This is a genomic window from Rhodoferax sp. XS2R6 (genome assembly GCF_056521365.1).
This window is the reverse complement of sequence record NZ_JBWMAY010000005.1, coordinates 215,600-230,640: the sequence shown is the minus strand read 5'-3', so window position 1 is coordinate 230,640 and position 15,041 is coordinate 215,600. Positions and strand designations below refer to the sequence as shown.

19 protein-coding genes are annotated in these 15,041 nt (G+C 63.5%); 4 read left to right on the top strand and 15 right to left on the bottom strand.

The features are described 5' to 3' along the window. Nucleotides 1-7 precede the first annotated feature (7 nt). From cysW to nhaR, 8 genes are all read right to left on the bottom strand, one after another. Nucleotides 8-907 carry a sulfate ABC transporter permease subunit CysW gene (gene cysW / locus AC097A_RS17110; RefSeq protein ID WP_479621764.1) on the bottom strand — a complete coding sequence of 300 codons (900 nt, stop codon included), beginning with the start codon at nt 905-907 and terminating at the stop codon, nt 8-10. Nucleotides 908-909: 2 nt separating this feature from the next. Then, entirely contained in the window at nt 910-1,812 is a 903-nt protein-coding gene (gene cysT, locus AC097A_RS17105; RefSeq protein WP_479621763.1) for a sulfate ABC transporter permease subunit CysT, read from the bottom strand. Next, on the bottom strand, nt 1,813-2,814 hold the full coding sequence (locus AC097A_RS17100) for a sulfate ABC transporter substrate-binding protein (RefSeq protein ID WP_105261903.1): 1,002 nt from the start codon (nt 2,812-2,814) through the stop codon (nt 1,813-1,815). It abuts the gene before it with no gap. A gap of 125 nt (nt 2,815-2,939) precedes the next feature. Further along, nucleotides 2,940-3,797 carry a MipA/OmpV family protein gene (locus AC097A_RS17095; protein ID WP_479621762.1) on the bottom strand — a complete coding sequence of 286 codons (858 nt, stop codon included), beginning with the start codon at nt 3,795-3,797 and terminating at the stop codon, nt 2,940-2,942. Then, nucleotides 3,797-4,267 (bottom strand): hypothetical protein, encoded by a 471-nt coding sequence (locus AC097A_RS17090; protein WP_479621761.1) that lies wholly within the window; start codon nt 4,265-4,267, stop codon nt 3,797-3,799. Before AC097A_RS17090 ends, AC097A_RS17095 begins: the two co-directional genes overlap by 1 nt. A 41-nt stretch (nt 4,268-4,308) precedes the next feature. Then, nucleotides 4,309-4,872: a DUF6036 family nucleotidyltransferase gene (locus AC097A_RS17085; protein ID WP_479621760.1), complete on the bottom strand. Its 564-nt coding sequence runs from the start codon at nt 4,870-4,872 to the stop codon at nt 4,309-4,311. Then, complete coding sequence (locus AC097A_RS17080; protein WP_479621759.1) at nt 4,869-5,384, bottom strand: helix-turn-helix domain-containing protein; 516 nt, start codon at nt 5,382-5,384, stop codon at nt 4,869-4,871. The genes AC097A_RS17085 and AC097A_RS17080 overlap by 4 nt, the downstream gene beginning before the upstream one ends. Before the next feature lie 52 nt (nt 5,385-5,436). After that, entirely contained in the window at nt 5,437-6,330 is an 894-nt protein-coding gene (gene nhaR, locus AC097A_RS17075) for a transcriptional activator NhaR (RefSeq protein ID WP_479621758.1), read from the bottom strand. Nucleotides 6,331-6,463: 133 nt separating this feature from the next. On the opposite strand from nhaR, the gene AC097A_RS17070 reads away from it, so the two are divergent. Further along, nucleotides 6,464-6,985, top strand: a complete 522-nt coding sequence (locus AC097A_RS17070) for an Rrf2 family transcriptional regulator (RefSeq protein ID WP_479621757.1) — start codon at nt 6,464-6,466, stop codon at nt 6,983-6,985. 51 nt (nt 6,986-7,036) lie between these two features. On the opposite strand, the gene AC097A_RS17065 is transcribed toward AC097A_RS17070, so the two are convergent. The 6 genes from AC097A_RS17065 to AC097A_RS17040 all read right to left on the bottom strand — a co-directional run bounded on the left by AC097A_RS17065 (nt 7,037) and on the right by AC097A_RS17040 (nt 11,052). Further along, nucleotides 7,037-7,597, bottom strand: a complete 561-nt coding sequence (locus tag AC097A_RS17065) for an RBBP9/YdeN family alpha/beta hydrolase (RefSeq protein WP_479621756.1) — start codon at nt 7,595-7,597, stop codon at nt 7,037-7,039. A gap of 138 nt (nt 7,598-7,735) precedes the next feature. Beyond that, complete coding sequence (locus AC097A_RS17060) at nt 7,736-9,448, bottom strand: SulP family inorganic anion transporter (RefSeq protein WP_479621755.1); 1,713 nt, start codon at nt 9,446-9,448, stop codon at nt 7,736-7,738. 12 nt (nt 9,449-9,460) lie between these two features. Next, nucleotides 9,461-9,802, bottom strand: a complete 342-nt coding sequence (locus AC097A_RS17055; protein ID WP_479621754.1) for a protein tyrosine phosphatase family protein — start codon at nt 9,800-9,802, stop codon at nt 9,461-9,463. A gap of 1 nt (nt 9,803) precedes the next feature. Then, the gene (locus AC097A_RS17050) at nt 9,804-10,244 is read right to left on the bottom strand and encodes a YeeE/YedE family protein (RefSeq protein ID WP_479621753.1); all 441 of its coding nucleotides are present in this window, start codon (nt 10,242-10,244) and stop codon (nt 9,804-9,806) included. Between the two features lie 17 nt (nt 10,245-10,261). Next, nucleotides 10,262-10,696 (bottom strand): YeeE/YedE family protein, encoded by a 435-nt coding sequence (locus AC097A_RS17045; RefSeq protein WP_479621752.1) that lies wholly within the window; start codon nt 10,694-10,696, stop codon nt 10,262-10,264. A gap of 23 nt (nt 10,697-10,719) precedes the next feature. Next, complete coding sequence (locus AC097A_RS17040) at nt 10,720-11,052, bottom strand: ArsR/SmtB family transcription factor (protein WP_479621751.1); 333 nt, start codon at nt 11,050-11,052, stop codon at nt 10,720-10,722. Nucleotides 11,053-11,163: 111 nt separating this feature from the next. Between AC097A_RS17040 and AC097A_RS17035 the strand changes: the two genes are divergently transcribed. Next, complete coding sequence (locus AC097A_RS17035; protein WP_479621750.1) at nt 11,164-12,075, top strand: MBL fold metallo-hydrolase; 912 nt, start codon at nt 11,164-11,166, stop codon at nt 12,073-12,075. Between the two features lie 63 nt (nt 12,076-12,138). On the opposite strand, the gene tauD is transcribed toward AC097A_RS17035, so the two are convergent. Then, nucleotides 12,139-12,972 carry a taurine dioxygenase gene (tauD, locus tag AC097A_RS17030; protein WP_479621749.1) on the bottom strand — a complete coding sequence of 278 codons (834 nt, stop codon included), beginning with the start codon at nt 12,970-12,972 and terminating at the stop codon, nt 12,139-12,141. Between the two features lie 188 nt (nt 12,973-13,160). Between tauD and tauA the strand changes: the two genes are divergently transcribed. Together tauA and AC097A_RS17020 are read left to right on the top strand one after the other, a co-directional pair. After that, a complete protein-coding gene (gene tauA / locus AC097A_RS17025; RefSeq protein WP_479621748.1) occupies nt 13,161-14,183 on the top strand; it encodes a taurine ABC transporter substrate-binding protein in 1,023 nt (340 codons plus the stop codon). 17 nt (nt 14,184-14,200) lie between these two features. Beyond that, the gene (locus tag AC097A_RS17020) at nt 14,201-14,989 is read left to right on the top strand and encodes a taurine ABC transporter ATP-binding protein (RefSeq protein ID WP_479621747.1); all 789 of its coding nucleotides are present in this window, start codon (nt 14,201-14,203) and stop codon (nt 14,987-14,989) included. Nucleotides 14,990-15,041 lie beyond the last annotated feature (52 nt).

Here is a 15,041-nt window from a genome sequence, read left to right as displayed (position 1 = left end):
AAAAGATTCAGGGCTGGACCGGGGCCAAGGGCCGCTCGGGCGGGAGTTCGGCGGCGGCCTTCTGGTCGCGTTCAAACTGCCATTCCACAAAGGACTTGATCACCAGCGTGACCAGCGCCAGCAGTGCCAGCAGCGAGGCAATGGCAAAGGCGGCGACCGACTGGTACTCGTTGTACAAAATTTCTACGTGCAGGGGCATGGTGTTGGTCTGGCCGCGGATGTGGCCCGACACCACCGACACCGCACCAAACTCGCCCATGGCGCGTGCGTTACACAAGATGACGCCGTAGATCAGGCCCCATTTGATGTTGGGCAGCGTGACGTGCCAGAAGGTCTGCCAGCCGCTGGCGCCCAGCACTTGGGCGGCCTGCTCCTCGTCGGTGCCCTGCGCCTGCATCAGCGGAATCAGCTCGCGGGCGATGAAGGGGAAGGTCACAAAGATGGTGGCCAGCACGATACCGGGCACGGCAAACACGATCTTGATGTCGTGCGCCTGCAGCCAGGGGCCGAACCAGCCGTGCGCCCCAAACATCAGCACATAAATCAAACCGGCCACCACGGGCGATACCGAGAAGGGCAGGTCCACCAGTGTGGTGAGAAAGGCCTTGCCGCGGAATTCGTATTTGGCAATGGCCCAGGCGGCAGCCACGCCAAACACCAGGTTCAGTGGCACGGCGATCGCCGCGGTGATGAGCGTGAGGCGGATCGCGCTCCAGGCGTCGGGTTCCTTGAAGGCTTCGAGAAACGCGCCAGCGCCCTTGCGCAGCGCTTCGGTAAACACCGCTGCCAGCGGCAGCACCAGGAACAAAAAGATAAACGCCAGTGCGATGCCGATTAACGTCCACTTGACCCATGCGGGTTCAGTCGTGCCGGCCTTGGCGCGGCGGATGGTTCGGGAGTTGCTCATGGTCAGGCTCCCGAACGTTTGCGTTGCCAGGACTGCAGGGCGTTGATCACCAGCAGCATGAAGAAGGAGGCCAGCAGCATCACAGTGGCTACTGCCGTTGCACCGGCGTAGTCGTACTGTTCCAGCTTGCCGATGATGATGAGGGGCGTGATTTCAGACAGCATGGGCATGTTGCCGGCAATAAAAATGACGGAGCCGTATTCACCCACGCCACGCGCAAACGCCATGGCAAAACCCGTGAGCAGCGCGGGGCCGATGGTGGGGAAAATCACGTAACGAAAGGTCTGCCAGCGCGTGGCACCCAGGCAGGTGGCGGCTTCTTCGAGTTCCTTTTCGGCATCTTCCAGCACCGGTTGCACGGTGCGCACCACAAAGGGCAGGCCAATAAAGATGAGGGCGATGACCACGCCGTTGCGGTTGAAGGCGAGCTGGATGCCATACGGCTCCAGCAGGCTGCCGACCCAGCCATTGCTGGCCAGGAGTGCGGTGAGCGAGATGCCGGCCACGGCGGTGGGCAGGGCAAAGGGCAGGTCCACCAGCGCGTCAATGATCTTTTTGCCGGGGAACTGGTAACGCACCAGCACCCACGCCACCAGCAGGCCAAACACCGCGTTGACCACCGCCGCCAAAAACGAGGCGCCAAAGGTGAGCTGGTAGGACGCGATTACGCGCGGGCTGGTGACGGCGCTGATGAATTGCTCCCAGCTCAGCGTGAAGGTTTTGAACACCAAGGCCGAGAGCGGGATCAGGACGATCAGCGCCAGGTAAAACAGCGTGAACCCGAGCGTCAGGCGAAAGCCCGGCAGCACGCGTTTGGCGGGCCGCTTGGCAGTGGGGTTGGCGGGAGAGGGCGGGGCTGCAGAGGGGCCGCCGGGCAGCCCCCCTGCCGTAGCGGCAGCGGTCATTTACTTAACGGTGTAGAGCTTGTCGAACTGGCCGCCGTCGTTGAAGTGCACTTTTTGCGCTTCGGCAAACGAGCCAAAGTAGTCTTCAGCGCGGAACAGGCTGATGGGCTTGAACACGTTGCCGTACTTTTTCAAGATGGCGGCATTGGTGGGGCGAATCGCGTGTTGGGCAGCGATTTCCTGGCCTTCGTCGGAGTACAGGAAGTTCAGGTACGCCTTGGCTTGCTCGGCCGTGCCCTTCTTGGCCACGGTGCGTTCCACCACGGCCACGGGGTTCTCCGCCACGATGGAGCTGCTGGGGTGGATTGCGTCCACCTTGCCTGCGCCAAACTCCTTGTCCACCGACACCACTTCCGACTCAAACGTGATCAACACGTCGCCAATATTGCGTTGCAAAAAGATGGTGGTCGCGTCGCGGCCACCCTTGGCCAGCACGGGCACGTTTTTGTAGAGCTTGCTGACAAACTCTTGGGCCTGCGCATCGGTGCCGCCCTTCTTGCGCACCTGGCCCCAGGCCGCCAGGTAGGCCATACGGCCGTTGCCACCGGTTTTGGGGTTCACCACAATCACTTGCACGCCAGGTTTGACCAAGTCGTCCCAGTCTTTGATGCCCTTGGGGTTGCCGTTGCGCACCAAAAACAGCATGGTGGAGCTGGTGGGGGCGGCGTTGTTGGCAAATTTCTTGGTCCAGTCCTTGGCCACCACACCGGTGCTGGCCAAAAAGTCGACGTCGGTGCTGGTGTTGAAGGTCACCACATCGGCCTCCAGGCCGTCGTTGACCGCACGTGCCTGGGCGCTGGAACCTGCGTGGGCCTGGTCAATCTTGATGTCCTTGCCGGTGGTCTTTTTGTAGTTGGCAATGAAGGCGGTGTTGATGTCCTTGTAGAACTCACGTGCCACGTCGTAGGAGACGTTCAGCAGCGTGGTCTGGGCTGCTACTAAATTGCTAGCTGTCAGCGCAATAACGGCGAGAGCTAGGGTGGCTTTTTGCTTGAAATTCATAGGGTGCTCCAAAGCGGGTGTGGTGGTGTGATCAAGACACAGAACCGCGATTTTGGGGAACTCCCCATCAAACCACAACGAATACTTCGTTGTTTGGTTATGCGCTTATTGGTCTAAGCAGAGGCTTAGTTGGCGGCTTTGGTGGCAGAACGGCCCAGCGTCCAGTTCAGGCCCAGCCCGGCCGAGGTGCCGGTGGACTGCTGGTACAGCGGGCTCGCGGCATTGGCCGAGCCGGCGTAACTCTCGGCCCGCACATAGGCAAACACCCGCACGTCTGGCCCGAGGCTGCGCGATGCGTTCACCGTGAGCCGCGTGGCAATCAGCCCGGCTTGGGCGGTGTAAGCGGGGCGCTGCGCCGTTGCCAGGTCGGCCGGCACGCCGTAAAAGTACTGGTTAAGCCGGCTGTCGCCCAGTACCAGGCTGGCGCTGGTGGACATGCGCCAGCCCGCGCCCACGTCGCGCATTTCGTAGCTGAGCTCGGGCTCCAGCGCAAAACCCTGGGTGCGCACGCCGTTGTTGATCTCCAGCACCGTGCGCAGCGGTAGCTCATACCGCACGCGGCTGCCCGCACTGGGCCGCGCCAGGGTGCCCTTGAGCCGGGGCCCAAATTCGACCAAGGTGCCCAGGTCGGCCATGCCCTGGCGTGCCGGAATGTCTTGGGAGCTGGCTGGCAGGGAGGCTGCAAAGCCAATGTCTAGCTCGGTGTCCTCGGTGCGCAGTAGGCGGGCGCCCACGCCGCCCCGGTCGGAGCGGAACACCTCGCCGCGGTAAATGAGGGTGGGCAGCACCAGCGCCCGTGTGCTGCGTTCGCTGGACGCCGGGTAGGCCGGGCTGGTCAGGCCGCCAGCAAACACGCCCAGCTCCCACAGCGGCAGGCCTTGCTCTTGGCTGTGGGCGGCTGGTGCCAGGCCGTTGCCAAGCACCGTCAGCACGACCCACCATATACGGGTTTGGCTGCGCAGATGCTTGGCACGCACCGCCATCAGCTCACCAGGCGCACAGCGGCGATCGCCAGCCAGCCCAGGCAGAAGTTGGTGACGACCAATGTGTGGATTTGGGCTCCCGCTTTGGCGGCAACGGGCCAATCGGCCCCGGCCACCGCGCGTTTGAACTTCTTGAAGCCGGCAAAGTAAATGTGGCCAAAGATCAGGAACATCAACATACCCACGCCTGCCATCACGTTCCAGCCAATCGGAACCACGCCCGCGCCCATGACGGCCTTGGAGGCACGAAAAGCGCTGGTGTACAGATGGCCACCCGTTGCGAACAGACCCACGATGGCGATGCCCACCGCCAAAAAGAAGCGCTGCATCACTGCCACCATGAGCCGCGCACGGGGCTGCGCCTCCATCGTGGCCAGCGTGGCTGGTCGCAAGGCCAGCAGCATGAAGGCCATGCCGCCCATCCAGACGATGGCGCAGGCGAGGTGAACAAAAACGAGGGCGTTGTACATGGTGAATTTCCGCTGAGGTAACCGGGGAGGGGAAGCCGTGGTCAGGGCTTGGGGGTTGGGTGGGGGCCTTGTGTTTCAAGCCAGGTGCGGTCTTCTGCCAGTGACCGGAGCGCTTTGTGTTGCTCCTCGGCATCCAGAAACTGGGTCTCACGCATTCGGTACTCGATCGTCGGCAAAGACAGTATGCCGCTTCGCAGACCTGCACTCACCCACTCTCGATCTTTGGGCTCGGAGCGGGCCAGTTTGGAGATGGCGCAGTCGTTGGGGTCCAAGAACTGCACTTTGACCCCGGAGGGCAAGACCTGGTGGATCAGCCGGCTCTGCCAACCTTCCGGCAGCGTGGGCAGTGCGGGGCTGATGGCGTCGAAGTAATAGCCATTGTCCCGGTGAAAGGCGCTGTCCTCGCCAAAGGCTTTTGAGAACTCCGGTGCACGTCCCGGGTCTTGGGCGGGGTAGGCATCCACCTCCATGGACATGGTCATGCGCGCGGGCCGGGCGGCGCCTGCGACGCCGAGTGCCGCCAGGCTGCCGACGATGACGAACTCGTCCAGCCCGCTGGCATCGCGGATCTGGCTCAGCACCTTGTCAACGTCTTCCAGCTTCATGACGGTGCCAGCGCAAACGGGGTGTTCTGACGCAAGGCGGGTCCCCATTCCTCGTCCATGGACAGAATTTTTTGCGCAATCTCTGGGGGCGCGGCTTCCAGAATCTGTGTCCAGCGCTCGATGTACACCGGGCTGCACAAATCCTTCTCCTTCCACAGCGCCACCATCTGTAGCGCCTGCGCCTTCAGCTCGCGCGCCGGTGGGCCGTCCAGGGCCATGAGTGCCGCAATGCGAAGATGTTTTTCGCGTGAGGCGGCCAGCTTGGCCTGGTTGTCCTGGCGTGCTTGGCGGCGCAGCGCCAGTTCTGGCGACCCTCCGCCCAAGCCCAGGAAGGTGCCCAAGGCCCGCGCGACCGCCTGATAGCTGGACATTTGCCCGCCCAGCCCTTTTTCAATCTGGACCAGTGTGGTGCGACTGATGCCTATGGCCCCGGCTAACTCCAGTTGCGACTTTCCCTGTTCCACACGCAATGCACGCAGCTGGGTTCCGATCGGGTTGGGATGGTCTGACATGTACAGAATTTTAGTCATGTACAGAAATCTGTTCAAGTCGCAGTGCTTCCCTTCAGGTAAACAGCTGGTCGCGCGCCGCTGTGGTAATGGCCACCACACACGGGTGGGTAATGCGCCGCTCCACCGACACGGCAAAGAACTCTTCCACCAGCTCGTCGCTGCGGCCAATCACCTCCACACCAAACTGCTCCACGATGTCGGCCTCCATGACCGACGGCGCCATAAACACGCCGCGGCCCTTGCGGCCAAAGGCGTTCATGAGCGCGCCGTCGTCAAACTCGCCAATCGTGGTGGGGTGGATCTGGTGGTGGCTGAGCCAGCCTTCCCACTGCTGGCGCACCGAGGCCTGGGCACCCTGCAACAGCATGGGGGCGCCATTCAGGCAGGCCGGAAACGCCCCCTTCAGTTGCGCCTTCAGGGCCGGGGTGCAAAAAAAGCTCATGGGGCTGCGCCCCAGCGGGTGGTTAAAGGCCTTCACGCTGATGCGCTTGGACATCGGCTCATCCGCAATCACCAGGTCCAGCTGGTTTAGCGCCAGCTTGGCCAGCAGGTCGGGGAACTTGCCCTCGCTACAAATCATGCGCACCGGAGCCTCCACTTCCAGCGCCGGCTCGAGCAGCCGGTAGGCCAATGATTTGGTCACCGAGTCGGCCACGCCCACCTTGAAGTCCAGCACGCGGCGCTGGCCGCTGGCCTGGCGCACCGCGTTTTCCAGCTCGGCGCCCAGCGTGAAGATCTGGTCCGCATACCCCAGCGCCAGGCGGCCGTCCTCGGTCAGCTCCAGGTTGCGCCCGTTTTTCTGGAACAGCTTGCGCCCCAGCCAGTCCTCCAGCAGCTTGATCTGGCCCGACAGCGTTTGGGGCGTGGTGTGCAGCTGCTCGCCCGCACGCATGACGCCGCCCGCCTTGGCGGTGACCCAAAAATAGTGAAGGTGCTTGAAGTTCATGGCGTCCCCTCTGAAACAAACTGAAACACTGCGAAATAATCGAAGTAAAAAAATACAAAATACGAATTTACGCGAAGCATACAAGAACCTACAGTTCGAGTCTTCCTAGTCTCTTACTCAAAGGAGTAAACGTATGCGACTCAGTACCCGAGGCCGTTTTGCCATCACCGCCATGATTGACCTGGCCCTGCGCGAAAGCGCGCAGCCCGTGCCATTGCAAGACATCGCGCTGCGGCACCGCATTTCTCTGTCGTACCTGGAGCAGGTGTTTGCCAAACTGCGCCAGCACGGCTTGGTGGAAAGCACCCGTGGCCCCGGCGGCGGCTACACCCTGGGTTTCCGGGGCGACAGCATCACCGTGGCCGACATCATTGGTGCGATTGAAGAAACCGCCGAAGCCAGCGCCCCACGCGATGGTGTGCAGGACATGACGCAAGACCTGTGGGCCGCATTGCAGACCACCATCGTGGCGCACATGAAGACCATTACGCTGAAAAGCTTGGCGCAAGACCAGCGCGCCAAGGGCTTCCAGGTGGAAGAGCGCAAGCCCGCCAAAAAAGGCGTGCTGCAAAAGATCAAGCCGCTGGCGCCAGTGCGCACCAACGCCCCTAATTCCGTGTTTGCACTGGCCAGCTCGATGGCTTTGCGCGGCTAGTTTTTAAGCCAAAAAGACCTCTAGCCCCCGCAGTTATTGCGCAAGCAGCTCCTAAATCGATAGTGATTCGGGGGCGTTGGCAAGCGCCGTATGGTCCACACCCAGTGACTGCAGCAGCGCCAGGCCCAGCGGCCAGGGGCCAAAACCGGCTTCCACATTGATGTGGCCGGCATCCTGCAGGCGCACAAACTCGCTGCCCCAGGCGCGTGCATAGGCGCCCGCGGTGCGCACCGGGCAAAACGGGTCGTTGCTGCTGGCCACCAGCACGCTGCGGTAGGGCAGGCGCTGGTAGGGCACCGGGGCAAAGTCGGCCAGAATGCCGCGCCGCTCGGGGTCGGCCGGGGCCACCAACAAGGCGCCCTGGATTTTGGCCGCCACCTCCGGTGGCAGGTGGGTGGTGGCAATGCAGCCCAGGCTGTGGGCGGCAATCACCACCGGGCCGGGCGCATTCAGGATGGTTTGGCCAATAGAGGCAATCCAGGCCTTGCGCACCGGGGTGATCCAGTCGTCCTGGTGCACGCGCACCGCGCCAGGAATCTGCTCGGCCCACAGCGTTTGCCAGTGGCCGGGGCCGGAGTCGCGCCAGCCGGGAACGATGACAAGGGTGACCATGGGTGTTGTGCGCGAACGCCAAATGCGGAACAGAGCCGCATTGTCAGAAGCCCGCTTTAAAACCCAAACTACTTATTTTCCATTTGTTTATAGCGAATAGAGCCTTAGAGGGGCTGCGCCCGTGGGCCGGTTTGGCCGTCAGCTCGCCACAAAGGCGTCGTGCACGCTCTGGAACACCCGGCCTTGCAGGCGCTGCCCCAGGGCCGTGGCTTGCAGCCGGTCCATCACCGGGCCTTTGACTTCGGCCAGCTCCAGGCGAATGCCGCGTTCCGCCAGGCTTTGCTCCAGCGCGGTGAGCATGCCCAGCGCGGTGGCGTCAATCTGGTTGACCGCCGAACACACCAGCAGCAGGCGCCGGATGCTGGGGTCCGCCCGCACCAGTGCTTCCATGCGTTCTTCCAGCGCCGTGGCGTTGGCAAAAAACAGGCTCTCGTCCACGCGCAGTGCCAGCAGGCCCGGCACCGTTTGCACCGCATGGCGCTCCACGTTGCGGAAGTGCTCGGTGCCCGGCACACGCCCTACCACCGCCATGTGCGGGTGGCTGCTGCGCCAGACCAGCGCCGCCAGCGACATGGCCACACCCAGCACAATGCCGGTTTCCACGCCCAGCACCATCACCCCCACGGCCGTGGCCAGTAGCGACAGCGCATCGGCCCGGTCGTAAGCCCAGCTGGCTTTGAGGGTGGGCACGTCCACCAGCGAAGTGACCGCCACCAGAATGCTGGCCGCCAACACCGCCAGCGGCAGGTAATAGAAGAGACCCGTGAAGAAATAGATGATGACCGCCATGAAGGCCGCGGTGATGAGGGAGGCCAGCGGCGTTTGTGCACCGGCGGCAAAGTTGATGACCGAACGCGACAGCCCGCCATGCACCGGGTAGGCGCCCGACAGCGCGGCCGCCACATTGGCCGCGCCCAGGCCCCACAACTCGCGGTCGGGTGTGATGCGCTGCTGGCGTTGCATGGCAAACGATTGCGCCACCGACACACTGCCCACAAACCCCACCAGTGAAATCAGCAGCGCCGGCAGCCAGAGCTGGCCCAGCTCGGTGCTGCCCGGTAGCGACAGGCTGAGCGCGGGCAACCCGGCCGGCACCGTGCCCACTACGGCCACACCGCGGGCCACGTCCCACCCACCCGCTGCCACCAGGCTGGTGCTTACCACCACGGCCGCAATCGGCGCCATGCGCGCCAGCAGGTCGGCAGCTTGGCTGGCCACGCCCAAGCGGCGCAGGGTGTTGGCCAGGTAACGTTTGCTCCAGAACAAAAACACCATGCTGCCCATGCCCAGCGCCAGGCTGGTGAGGTTGGTCTGGGGCAAGGCGCGCCACAGTCCTTGCAGTGTGGCCCAGCTGGAGCTGCTGGGTGCGGGCACACCCAGGATGTGTTTGACTTGGCCCAGCGCAATCACGATGGCCGAGCCGGTGACAAACCCGCTCACCACCGGGTGGCTTAAAAAATAGGCCAGCCAACCCAGGCGCAGTGCGCCAAAGGCCAAAAACATCACGCCCGAGATCAGCGCCAGGTGCATGGCCAGCTGCACGTATTCGGTGGTGCCGGCAATCGCCAGCGGCTGCAGGGCGCTGGCCGTCATCAGCGCGGCAATCGCCACCGGCCCCACGGCCAGCGTCATGCTGGAGCCCACCAGCGCATAGGCCACCACCGGCAAGATGCTGGCGTACAGCCCCATCTCGGGCGGCAGGCCCGCCAGCAGGGTGTAAGCCAGGCTTTGCGGAATTACCAGCACCGCCACGATGAGCCCGGCCGACACATCACCGCCCAGCCAGGCGCGCTGGTAGTGGCGCAGCCAGTGCGGCAGCCAGGCGAAACGGGTGGCGGTGGTGGGCTGCATGGCGTGGGGTGCTTATTCGGCTTGCGTCAGCGCGTAGAGCTGGGCCGAGCGGGCGCCCGAGCGGCAAAATGCCAGCACCGGTTGGGGCGCGTCTTGCATCGCCTCACGCATGGCTTGCACCTGCGCGGGGGTGATGGCGCCGCCCACCACGGGCAGGTAGACATAGTGCAGGCCAGCCGCGCGGGCCGCGGCTTCCACGCTGCTGCTCAGGGGCTGGTCGGGGCCGCCTTCGCCATCGGGGCGGTTGTTCACCAGCGTCTTGAAGCCTTGGGCCACGGCGTCGGCCACCATGCTGGCGTCCATCTGGGCGGCCACGGCAAAGTGGGGGGTGAGGGCTTGGGTGCGAAGGGTCATGTCATTGGTCTCCTGTGGCGATGCGGGCTTTGCGGCGCTCGGCCCATTCAAAGATGGCCATGCCAGCCACCATGGCCAGCACAAACACCGCTGCCTTGGATTGTCCTGCCCCCAGCGACACAATCGCCGGCCCCGGGCAAAAACCTGCCACACCCCAGCCGGCGCCAAACAACAGGCTGCCCAGCACCAGGCGGCGGTCGATCACGGTGGAGCTGGGCAACTGCATGGCACCGCCCAGAAAACTGGTGGTGCGCTTTTTGGCAATCGCAAATGCGCCCAGGCCCACCAAGATGGCGCCGCCCATGACAAAGGCCAGTGACGGGTCCCAGGCGCCTGCCAGGTCCAGAAAACCAATCACCTTGCTCGGGTCGGTCATGCCCGCCACGATGAGGCCCAGGCCAAACAACAGGCCCACGGCAAATTCAGAAATACGGTGTTGCATCAAAAACTCCTTCAGATTCAAGCCAGCAAGTGGCGCAGAAAGAACACGGTGACAAAGCCCGCCGCCATAAAGGCCAGCGTGGCCACCAGCGAGCGCGGCGACAGGCGCGACAGCCCGCACACGCCGTGGCCACTGGTGCAGCCCGCGCCATAACGCGTGCCTACACCCACCAGCAAGCCGGCCAGTACTACCGCGCCCCAGCTGGCGTCTATGGTGGCGGGCACTGCGGCACCCGTTAGCAACCAGTAGAAGGTGGGCGCAACCAGCATGCCCAGCACAAACGCGATGCGCCAACCGGTGTCGCCCGCCTTGGGCCGCAGCAGGCCACCCACAATGCCGCTGATGCCCAGGATGCGGCCATTCAACAAGATGAACAGGGCCGAGGCCAGGCCCAGAAAAATGCCGCCGGCCAGCGAGGCCCAGGGCGTGAAATGGTTCCAGTCAATCGTCATGGTGTGTTCCTCAAGGTTAGTGCTTACTTGCCGCAGAACTCTGCATAGAGAACGCCCATCACTGCCAGTGCCTGCGGGCTGTTGATGCAGTAGTAGATGGATTTGCCCTCGCGCCGGGTGCTCACCAGGCCCTCTTCGCGCAGCACGCCGAGCTGCTGCGACAACGTGGGCTGGGCAATGCCCACCAGCGCCTCCAACTCTCCGACGTTCTTCTCACCCTGGCTCAGCTGGCACAGCAGCAGCAGGCGGTCGGGGTTGGACAGGGCTTTCATCAGGCGGCAGGCCGCATCGGCGGACTGGCGCAGCACGGCCAGGTCCAGCGGGGGGGCGGTCGGGGTGTCGGGGGTGGCCAGCATGGTCAGGGCTCCAATTCGTTTGCAATGTCGATAGTTTATTGACTAACAATCTATAAGTCAATAAACTATCTTCATCGAAATTGAAACAACGACCTTTACAAGGAGTTTTCCATGACAGCCACTGCCTCCCCCACCGTCGCCGCTACCCCCGCACCGCAGGTGCAGGCCTTTTTTGACCCCGCCACCTGGACCGTGAGCTACGTGGTGTTCGACCACGCGGGTGGCCACTGCGCCCTGGTCGATTCGGTGCTGGACTACGACGCCAAGTCCGGCCGCACCAGCACCCGGTCGGCCGACGCGCTGGTGGCGTTTGTGAAAGAACAGGCGCTGACCGTGCAGTGGATTCTGGAAACCCACGCCCATGCCGACCACCTGTCTGCCGCCCACTACCTGCGCAAGCAGCTGGGTGGCCAGATCGCCATTGGTGCCGCCATTACCGACGTGCAAAACGTGTTCAAGGGCGTGTTTCACCTGGAGCCCGAGTTCCACCCCGACGGCCGCCAGTTCGACCACCTGTTTCAGCCCGACGAGGTGTTTGCCATTGGCGACCTGCGCGCCCAGGCGCTGTCCGTGCCCGGCCACACCCCCGCCTGCATGGCCTACCAGGTGGAGGCTGAGGTGGGGCCCAGCGCGGTGTTTGTGGGCGACACCCTGTTCATGCCCGACGTAGGCACCGCGCGCTGCGACTTCCCCGGTGGCAACGCCCACCAGCTCTATGCCAGCGTCCGCAAGCTGCTGGCCCTGCCGGGCGACACGCGCCTCTATATGTGCCACGACTACCCGCCCGAGGGGCGTGACGCCGCATGGGTCAGCACCGTGGCGCAGCAGCGCACCAGCAACATCCATGTGCACGACGGCGTGCGCGAAGACGCCTTTGTGGCCATGCGCAGCCAGCGCGACGCCGGCCTGGCCATGCCCACCTTGATCTTGCCCTCGGTTCAGGTCAACATCCGCGCAGGCGCCATGCCACCGGCCGAGTCGGACGGGCGGGTTTACCTCAAGGTGCCGGTCAACGCTTTATAAGAAATTGATGCCTAGCGCCCGTAGATATTGCGCAAGTAGCTCCTATATCTATAGCTGATTGCCTCAGTAAGGGGCATCGCCCAGGATGGTCGCGCGGTGCATCACGCGGCGGTGCGGCAGGTAGTCGGCCGTGGCGTAGTGCTGGGTCAGGCGGTTGTCCCAGAAGGCCAGGTCGTGCTGCTTCCAGCGCCAGCGTACGGTGAATTCGGGCTTGGCCAAGTGGGCGCGCAAAAACGCCAGCACCGCGTCGCTCTCGGCCTTGGTCAGCTCCACGATGCGGCTGGTAAAGCCTTCGTTGACGAACAGACCACGCTTGCCACTGACCGGGTGGGTGCGCACCACGGGGTGCACCACCTCGGGCGACTTGGCCACCGCCGCCTCCCACACCTTGCGTTCTTCCGGCGTGCGCGCATAGCGCCAGGCCGGGAAGGACTGCACAAAGCTATGTTCGGCATGCAGCGGGTCCAGAAAGCTGCGCAGTGGTTCGGACAGCGCCTCGTACGCCGCAATGCCGCTGGCCCACAGCGTGTCGCCCCCGTGCGGTGGCAGCACGCGCGCCGAGAGGATGGCACCCAGCGGCGGCGTGGTGATGAAGGTCACATCGGTGTGCCAGTTGTCGTTGTCGGGCGGGTTGTCGTTGTGCGTGTCCAGCACGATGATCTCGGCCGCCTCGGGGTGCTGGGGGTAGACCGGGTGGATGTGCAGTTCGCCAAAGGCACGCGCCAGGTCGCGCTGCTGCACGGGGGTGACCGGCTGGTTTTCAAAGAACAGCACATGGTGTTGCAGCAGGGCACTGTGCAGCGCGTTGCGGTCTTGGGTGCGCAGGGGTTCGGTCAGGTCGATGTTGCTGACCAGGGCGCCAATGGCGGGGCCCAGAGGGCGAATGTCGAGTGTCATAAGAAGCAGTGATGCGGGAGCTATAGATGCGGGCAAGCCTAGTGCGCGCTGCACATTTCGCTTGCGCGTTATTCGCATTAGCTATGTCAAATTCATTCGACGACACGCATGGCGCATATCCCTAAGCTCGATTCCAAGCCCCACAAACCGGGTGCTCTTTTTGTCACACGTCACCAAGGAATCGAACCATGCAATTCACCAAAAGACTCTTCACCGCCGTCATAGCCACCACCCTGCTGGCTGGCGCCAACCTGGGCTTTGCGGCCGACAAAAAGGTCGTCATCGGCTACCAGACCGATGCGCTGCCCTCGTCGGTTGCCATTGCCAACGGCGACTTTGCCAAGGCCACCGGTTACCAGATCGACTTCCGCAAGTTCAATTCCGGCGCTGATGTGTTTGCTGCCATTGCCTCGGGTGATGTGCAAATTGGTTATGTGGGCTCTAGCCCCTATGCCGCGGCCACGTCCCGCGGTCTGGATGTGAAAGCCTTCTACCTGGCCTCCATCTCTGGTACCGACGAAGCCCTGGTGGTGCGCAACGGCTCCGGTATCAACTCGCTCAAGGACCTCAAGGGCAAGAAGCTGGCCGCCGCGCCCGTGTCTACCGACCACTACCAACTGCTGGCGCTGCTGAAGAGCCAAGGCCTGACCGAAAAAGACGTGCAGGTGTTTGCCATTCCCCAGCCCGAGATCGTGGCCGCCTACAACCGTGGCGACCTGGACGGTGGCTTTGTCTGGGACCCCGCGCTGACCGAGCTGAAGAAAACCGGCAAGGTGCTGATCACCTCCAAGGAAGTGGCTGAAAAAGGTGCGCCAACCTTCAGCGCCTGGGTCGCCACCGGCGCCTTTGCCAAGGAGAACCCAGCGTTCCTGAAGGCCTACGCGGGTGTGATCGAGAAGTACTCCAACTCCTTTATCAAAGACAAGGCCGCCTGGGGACCTGAAAGCGACAACGCCAAGACCCTGGCCAAGCTGCTGGGTGGCACACCGGCCGACTTCTCCGCCGCACTGAAAAACCTGAACCTGGTGCCGCTGCACGTGCAAGCGTCTGAGGCCTGGCTGGGTGGTGGCGAGAAATCGGGCGTGGCCCGCATCCTGAAAGAAACCGCCAGCTTCCTGAAGGAGCAAAAGAAGATCTCTGACGTGTTGCCCAGTTACGCCGCGTTTGTGACCACCTCGGCCATCACCGGCCCTGTGGTCGCACAAAAGTAAGACAAGCAAGTAAGCCCATGCTCAGTGTCAAAAACGCCAGCGTCTACTTTGCCGGGCGCAACGGCCACCCGGTGCAGGCGCTGGACCGGGTCTCGCTCGATATTCCGGACCGCGGCTTCGTCGTGGCACTGGGCACCTCGGGCTGCGGCAAGTCCACCTTGCTCAATGCCATGGCGGGCTTCTTGCCACTGTCCGAGGGCAGCATCACGCTGAATGGCCGTCCGATCGAGAAGCCCGGTGCTGACCGTGGCGTGGTGTTCCAGAAAGACAGCCTGCTGCCCTGGAAGACCGTGGCCGAGAACGTGGCGCTGGGCCTGAAGTTTGCCGGCGCCAGCCGCGCCGAACAGCGTGATCGTGCGTTGGAGCTGCTGCAGCTGGTGGGGCTGCAAGACTTTGCCAACGCCGCGCCGTATGAGCTGTCGGGCGGCATGCGCCAGCGTGTGGGCCTGGCCCGTGCGCTCGCACCCAACCCCGACATCCTGCTCATGGACGAACCCTTTGGCGCGCTGGACAGCATGACGCGCGAGCAGATGCAGGAGCTGCTGGTGTCGGTCTGGCACCGCACCGGCAAGCAGGTGTTCTTCATCACCCATTCCATCGAAGAGGCGTTGTTCCTCGGCACCCAGCTCATCGTCATGTCGCCGCGGCCCGGCCGCATCGTGTCGCGCTTTGACCTGGACTTTGTCAACACCTTTGCCCGTGACGGCGATGCACGCGCCATCAAGACCGCGCCGAAGTTTGCGCACCTGCGCGAAGAGATTCGCGCCATCGTCCACCAGAACGAACACCAAGAGGCCACCGCATGAGCGAGCTCGCTGTCACCGCCACCGTTCTCCATCACTCTGCCGAGTCCCCCAC

Coding starts and splice junctions, on each gene's coding strand:
- cysW (WP_479621764.1), bottom strand. CDS start 907: ATGAGCAACTCCCGAACCATCCGCCGCGCCAAGGCCGGCACGACTGAA.
- cysT (WP_479621763.1), bottom strand. CDS start 1,812: ATGACCGCTGCCGCTACGGCAGGGGGGCTGCCCGGCGGCCCCTCTGCA.
- AC097A_RS17100 (WP_105261903.1), bottom strand. CDS start 2,814: ATGAATTTCAAGCAAAAAGCCACCCTAGCTCTCGCCGTTATTGCGCTG.
- AC097A_RS17095 (WP_479621762.1), bottom strand. CDS start 3,797: ATGGCGGTGCGTGCCAAGCATCTGCGCAGCCAAACCCGTATATGGTGG.
- AC097A_RS17090 (WP_479621761.1), bottom strand. CDS start 4,267: ATGTACAACGCCCTCGTTTTTGTTCACCTCGCCTGCGCCATCGTCTGG.
- AC097A_RS17085 (WP_479621760.1), bottom strand. CDS start 4,872: ATGAAGCTGGAAGACGTTGACAAGGTGCTGAGCCAGATCCGCGATGCC.
- AC097A_RS17080 (WP_479621759.1), bottom strand. CDS start 5,384: ATGTCAGACCATCCCAACCCGATCGGAACCCAGCTGCGTGCATTGCGT.
- nhaR (WP_479621758.1), bottom strand. CDS start 6,330: ATGAACTTCAAGCACCTTCACTATTTTTGGGTCACCGCCAAGGCGGGC.
- AC097A_RS17070 (WP_479621757.1), top strand. CDS start 6,464: ATGCGACTCAGTACCCGAGGCCGTTTTGCCATCACCGCCATGATTGAC.
- AC097A_RS17065 (WP_479621756.1), bottom strand. CDS start 7,597: ATGGTCACCCTTGTCATCGTTCCCGGCTGGCGCGACTCCGGCCCCGGC.
- AC097A_RS17060 (WP_479621755.1), bottom strand. CDS start 9,448: ATGCAGCCCACCACCGCCACCCGTTTCGCCTGGCTGCCGCACTGGCTG.
- AC097A_RS17055 (WP_479621754.1), bottom strand. CDS start 9,802: ATGACCCTTCGCACCCAAGCCCTCACCCCCCACTTTGCCGTGGCCGCC.
- AC097A_RS17050 (WP_479621753.1), bottom strand. CDS start 10,244: ATGCAACACCGTATTTCTGAATTTGCCGTGGGCCTGTTGTTTGGCCTG.
- AC097A_RS17045 (WP_479621752.1), bottom strand. CDS start 10,696: ATGACGATTGACTGGAACCATTTCACGCCCTGGGCCTCGCTGGCCGGC.
- AC097A_RS17040 (WP_479621751.1), bottom strand. CDS start 11,052: ATGCTGGCCACCCCCGACACCCCGACCGCCCCCCCGCTGGACCTGGCC.
- AC097A_RS17035 (WP_479621750.1), top strand. CDS start 11,164: ATGACAGCCACTGCCTCCCCCACCGTCGCCGCTACCCCCGCACCGCAG.
- tauD (WP_479621749.1), bottom strand. CDS start 12,972: ATGACACTCGACATTCGCCCTCTGGGCCCCGCCATTGGCGCCCTGGTC.
- tauA (WP_479621748.1), top strand. CDS start 13,161: ATGCAATTCACCAAAAGACTCTTCACCGCCGTCATAGCCACCACCCTG.
- AC097A_RS17020 (WP_479621747.1), top strand. CDS start 14,201: ATGCTCAGTGTCAAAAACGCCAGCGTCTACTTTGCCGGGCGCAACGGC.